At 34.2% G+C, this 4,547-nt stretch carries 6 protein-coding genes; 1 reads left to right on the forward strand and 5 read right to left on the reverse strand.

Features of this window, described 5'->3' with window-relative positions; all coding sequences use genetic code 11:
- Positions 1 to 164 precede the first annotated feature (164 nt).
- Positions 165 to 878: a hypothetical protein gene (locus AB1414_16135; protein MEW6608949.1), complete on the reverse strand. Its 714-nt coding sequence runs from the start codon at positions 876 to 878 to the stop codon at positions 165 to 167.
- A gap of 464 nt (positions 879 to 1,342) precedes the next feature.
- Here AB1414_16135 and AB1414_16140 point away from each other — a divergent pair, with 464 nt between their 5' ends.
- On the forward strand, positions 1,343 to 1,576 hold the full coding sequence (locus AB1414_16140; GenBank protein ID MEW6608950.1) for a hypothetical protein: 234 nt from the start codon (positions 1,343 to 1,345) through the stop codon (positions 1,574 to 1,576).
- Positions 1,577 to 1,781: 205 nt separating this feature from the next.
- On the opposite strand, the gene AB1414_16145 is transcribed toward AB1414_16140, so the two are convergent.
- The 4 genes from AB1414_16145 to AB1414_16160 form a co-directional block, all read right to left on the reverse strand.
- Entirely contained in the window at positions 1,782 to 2,276 is a 495-nt protein-coding gene (locus AB1414_16145) for a hypothetical protein (protein MEW6608951.1), read from the reverse strand.
- Between the two features lie 26 nt (positions 2,277 to 2,302).
- Positions 2,303 to 3,070 carry an RHS repeat-associated core domain-containing protein gene (locus AB1414_16150; GenBank protein MEW6608952.1) on the reverse strand — a complete coding sequence of 256 codons (768 nt, stop codon included), beginning with the start codon at positions 3,068 to 3,070 and terminating at the stop codon, positions 2,303 to 2,305.
- A 175-nt stretch (positions 3,071 to 3,245) separates the two neighbouring features.
- Positions 3,246 to 3,737, reverse strand: coding sequence for a hypothetical protein (locus tag AB1414_16155; GenBank protein MEW6608953.1), 492 nt, complete (start codon positions 3,735 to 3,737; stop codon positions 3,246 to 3,248).
- Between the two features lie 122 nt (positions 3,738 to 3,859).
- Positions 3,860 to 4,345, reverse strand: coding sequence for an RDD family protein (locus AB1414_16160; GenBank protein ID MEW6608954.1), 486 nt, complete (start codon positions 4,343 to 4,345; stop codon positions 3,860 to 3,862).
- Between the last annotated feature and the right edge of the window lie 202 nt (positions 4,346 to 4,547).

The raw sequence follows: 4,547 nt of genomic DNA on the forward strand, positions 1-4,547 counted from the left end.
TTATAAATAAAAATTTGCACCAGCATTGCATTCACTCCAAGTCCTTAATTCTCAAGAGGTTGTGTAATATTCACCCCCGTTATACCGCTGAAAAGATATGTCAACAGCCTGTCAAGGTCTGACCCTATTCTACTCTCTATTCTACTCTTAATCCCTACTCCTGTTTATTCTACTTCCTCTCTTTCCACCGGACATGGTATTGGACATCGTGTCCTTATCTCTGGACAGACAGTTCTCTTTACCGGACAAACGGTTCTCTCTACTGGACATTGAGTTTTTACTCCTACTGGTGGACATATCGTTCGGATTGGTCGCATGGTAATACACTCAACTGAATTTACTGGACAATCGGTCTTAATCACAGGACAGTTGGTTCTCACTACCGGACAAACGGTTTTGTCTACTGGACACTGCGTTCTTGCACCGGGTTCTTTAGTCACGCAAGGTGGACATTCTGTATCTACTTGCGGACATCTGGTCTTTAGTTCTGGACATACCGTTCTTTCTACGGGACATTGAGTTTTTTCTGTTGGTTCTTTAGTCACGCAAGGTGGACATTCTGTGTCTACTTGCGGACATCTGGTCTTTAGTTCTGGACATACCGTTCTTTCTACTGGACATTTGGTTATCTCGGGCAACATAGTCGGTCTTACTTGAATTTCACCTGGTGTTCCGGGACCGGTAGCGCCTGGCACAACTTCAGCCTGGGCAACAATAATCTTACCCCCATTAAATCCTTTTAATGCTGTATTTAAAGTTGACTTGTACAGTGGAGAATCATTTGCATCTTCGAAACTAATTGCCTGTCGAACTCCCAGATTCAAACTCAATATCACCCCTACAAATACTATTGCTAATCTTACTATCCACTTATTCATTTTCTATTTCACCTCCTTTTCAATTAAAATTCCTCCCTTTTTTCTTATAATACTAAACTTAATATAAAAAGTCAAGTATTTTTTATATTTTTTTTCGTTTTTAATTGGCGTCGGTATAAAAATAAAGAGAAACGGTCATGAATCTATAATTCACAAAGGGCGATGAAAATAGGTTTGATGGTTTGATAGTTGGATAGTTGAATGGTTTCTTTGTGATTATTTTCAGGAGAACGGACATGCCCACAGGGTGGACACAAAGAAGGATGAAAATAGTGGTAGGAGATAGAAGGTGGGAGGTAAGGATATAGACGTGAAGAGTGATGTTTTCTTTACTCTCTACTCTCTACTCTCTACTTCCTATTTTGAGGAGAAAAAAGAAAAAAAATAAAATAATACTAAATTTTTTTAATTGACATTCCGATATTGATAGTGTATAATATAAATTATTAGGAAAAGAGTTAAAAATGAAATCTATAGAAAAAGAAACTGAAAATATTACTCTGGCAAGAAAAGGCAAGATGCGACTGGGAGAAATGTTGGTTGAGCGAGGGATTATTAATTATACCCAGCTTAATGAAGCATTGTCTGTTCAAAGGAAAAAAGGGGATCGGCTGGCAGGTATTTTAGTCGAATTAGGTATTATGAGTGAAGATGGAATTGCTGATTTCTATTCAGGGAATGTTGGGGTCAGACCGTGAATGTTGAATGTAGAAAAAACTGCTTTCTACATTCAAAAGCCCGTTGCCTCATCATATTCTTTGCCAGTGAAAGTGAAGTTATTTTCAAAGAACAATTAAGGAAAGGAAAACTAAATTTTACTATTCCTTTATTAACAATAAGTTATGTCTAATGTGAATTCTATAATCAAGGTGTGCCCCCACTATCTCCACAATTACCTTGCAATTACTCTTCTCCAAAAGTTCGATTTGACATTATTACATCATTTATATTTTCCAGTCCCGAATTCTCATATAACTCTATCTCCAATTTCTTCGCAACCTTTTTTATTTCCATTGATAACTCATCTGGCGTATGAAGGAAAGTGGTTATTATAAGACATGGAAAATCATGACTAGTTTCTATTTCAACTTTTACTAATCCTATTATCTTATTCCATTCTTCTTTCCAACATCTGCAATTTTTTGTTTTAAACATCACTTCGATAGGATTTGGGATTTTTTTATTATAAAATTTTTCTACCTCCTTCTTTGATTTATCAAGGAAAAATTTAAATATACTATCACACTTTGTTGGTTTATTCTCCTGTTTTTTAACAATAAGTCCTTTGGTGATAGAAAAATTATCAGATAACTCATCTCGAAAATCAAAAATAATATCTGAATTTTCAAACCCAATTAATCCCTTTGTTAATTTGATATCACTCCAACACCAAAACATATTTTTTCTAAAACGAGGAGCCATTTTTATTTTCCCTTTTTTTTAAATGGCCACCAGTGCCATTTGGTAATGTAAGGTTTTTTAAACCAAATCCCAATATGTCTTCCAAATTCTATATGTCTCCCATAATGAATGATATTTCTTCCTCGCAATATATCAAGACCAATATGTGTAGGTTCTCGGACACCAGCAACATTTATTCCAAAAACAAATGTTGGCCTTAAAGTAAGAAGAAGGAATATTGGGTCTTCCCATATCGGTATTGCTTCAATCCCTTCTGAACAAAGTCCCCACGGATCTATCCAGTTAATCGGGTCATTATAACAATACATATAGGGATGGAGGTCTTGGGGAATATCTATCATCTCTGGGACTATAAAATCAGGAGATGAAGAATCTATAGTATCCTCAAGAATATCCTCAAATGGTACTGGCAATGTCTGTAACACTACTGGTTCTAATATTGGGTCTTTTGTTATAAACCTTCCTATCTTCGGGTCATAGTATCTGGCGCCGAAGTAAAATAACTTACTTTCTGAGTCATATTGTTTACCTGTGAAGGAGTTATAGTTATATTTACCAATGTAGCCTTGCTTTACCTCTCCAAATGCATCGTAGTCATACGAAGTTAAAACATTTCCTCCTCTATCTGTGATATCTCTTATACTTCCTAATCCATCGTGATGGAAGAAGGCAGTGAATAATCCTCCCATGACTAAATCCTTTGATACAAACTGGTCATTTGCATAAATATATTCTGCTAATGGCCTGGCACTCCAAAAATCATACTCCATAAACTCTTTCTGCCCATCCCAGAGATATACTTTTATCTCACTTCCAACCTGCCTGGCTAACCTTCTGCCAAAACCATCATAATATTAAATTGTCAAAGAGCAATTAAGTGGAAAAACTTAATCCTTGCCTTCTACATTCAAGGTCTGACCCTAATTCCTAATCTGACCCTAATCCCTAATCCTTGAAATCTTCTTCTGTTTCTTTTAATTTCTCTGATTCAGGAAATATTCTAAGAGCTTCTTTAACACATTTTAAAGCTTCTTCTTTTCGATTAGTTTCAAATAAACACTTACATTTACCCCCATATGCTTCCTCTAAAAATTTTCTACTCATATTTATACTCTTCTCAAAAAGATGAAGAGCTATTTCATTGTTGTCCTCTACTGCGTAAGAATAAAAAGCTAATTCAAGTAAAGCATCAATAGATTTTTCATCAATTGCCACTGCTTGTTCTAATGCCTCTTTTGCATCTTCAAGTTTCCATTGGTTACTATCCTCTTCATCCAAAAGTTGAATCAACTCCCCTTTTAGGACTAATAAAGGAGTAAGATAAGGAAATTCTGTTAAGAGATGTTGAACCTCTTTTAAAGATTTCCTAAAGTCTTCTTGTTTCTCTAAGATCTCGATTGCTTCCATTTTTTCTTTCAGATATTTGAAATTTCTCATTTTTTCCTCTTCTTCAATAATCGTTTTCTTTCCTGAATTAACTTTTTCATTTGTTGAGCTTTTTTATCACTATTTTCTCAATTCGAGGTCTGACCCCTTCTGCTCCCCTTATCCTGTATTGATCATCTATACACCACATAAGTCTTAGCAATTTTATCGTGTAAACTCTGTTTCTTAGAATCAAAGGCAGCTAAAAGAAAACCAATCCCACATGTGGCACATGATAAGAGAAAAGCAAAATATCTTATCATAGCAATTTTATAATTTATAGGTGTATAATCTTGCTTAACAACCTTTATCTTTACAATCATTTTACCCAATGTAGCTCCATATCTTCCATGCATAAAAATAAAGTAACTACTTAATAATATAAAAGATATTATTACCCACACTTGACTAATTATTTCCCATAAAAGATTAATCTTTCTAATATCATCTACTTTTAGTATTATTCGGAAAAATACGAACATTCCTAAAGAAAAGAAAAACATCCATAAAAATCCGACTAAATCAAGAATCAAAAAATCAATTGTAAGAGAAATACTGCGTTTCCAAAAACTTGTATAACAATATTTATTATGGTTTACTAAAATATTTGGATTTTCCATTATTTTTACCAAATGTATTTTTTAAAATTTGTTTGATATTAATTTTTCTTCTTCTTCTGAAAATTCTCTATTATTTCGCTGATTTCGACACCCCTCTCATGTTTTGCATGATTTTTAAGTGAAAGCATTCAGAGAGTATTTATTTGCTGGAACACCTAATAGTTGTAATATTTCCAGCTGCAGAAAATTCAAGCTCGTCATA

Source organism: bacterium (genome assembly GCA_040755795.1).
In the GTDB taxonomy this organism is placed as follows: domain Bacteria; phylum UBA9089; class CG2-30-40-21; order CG2-30-40-21; family SBAY01; genus JBFLXS01.

Coding starts and splice junctions, on each gene's coding strand:
- AB1414_16160 (MEW6608954.1), bottom strand. CDS start 4,345: ATGGAAAATCCAAATATTTTAGTAAACCATAATAAATATTGTTATACA.
- AB1414_16135 (MEW6608949.1), bottom strand. CDS start 878: ATGAATAAGTGGATAGTAAGATTAGCAATAGTATTTGTAGGGGTGATA.
- AB1414_16140 (MEW6608950.1), top strand. CDS start 1,343: ATGAAATCTATAGAAAAAGAAACTGAAAATATTACTCTGGCAAGAAAA.
- AB1414_16155 (MEW6608953.1), bottom strand. CDS start 3,737: ATGAGAAATTTCAAATATCTGAAAGAAAAAATGGAAGCAATCGAGATC.
- AB1414_16145 (MEW6608951.1), bottom strand. CDS start 2,276: ATGTTTTGGTGTTGGAGTGATATCAAATTAACAAAGGGATTAATTGGG.
- AB1414_16150 (MEW6608952.1), bottom strand. CDS start 3,070: ATGGAGTATGATTTTTGGAGTGCCAGGCCATTAGCAGAATATATTTAT.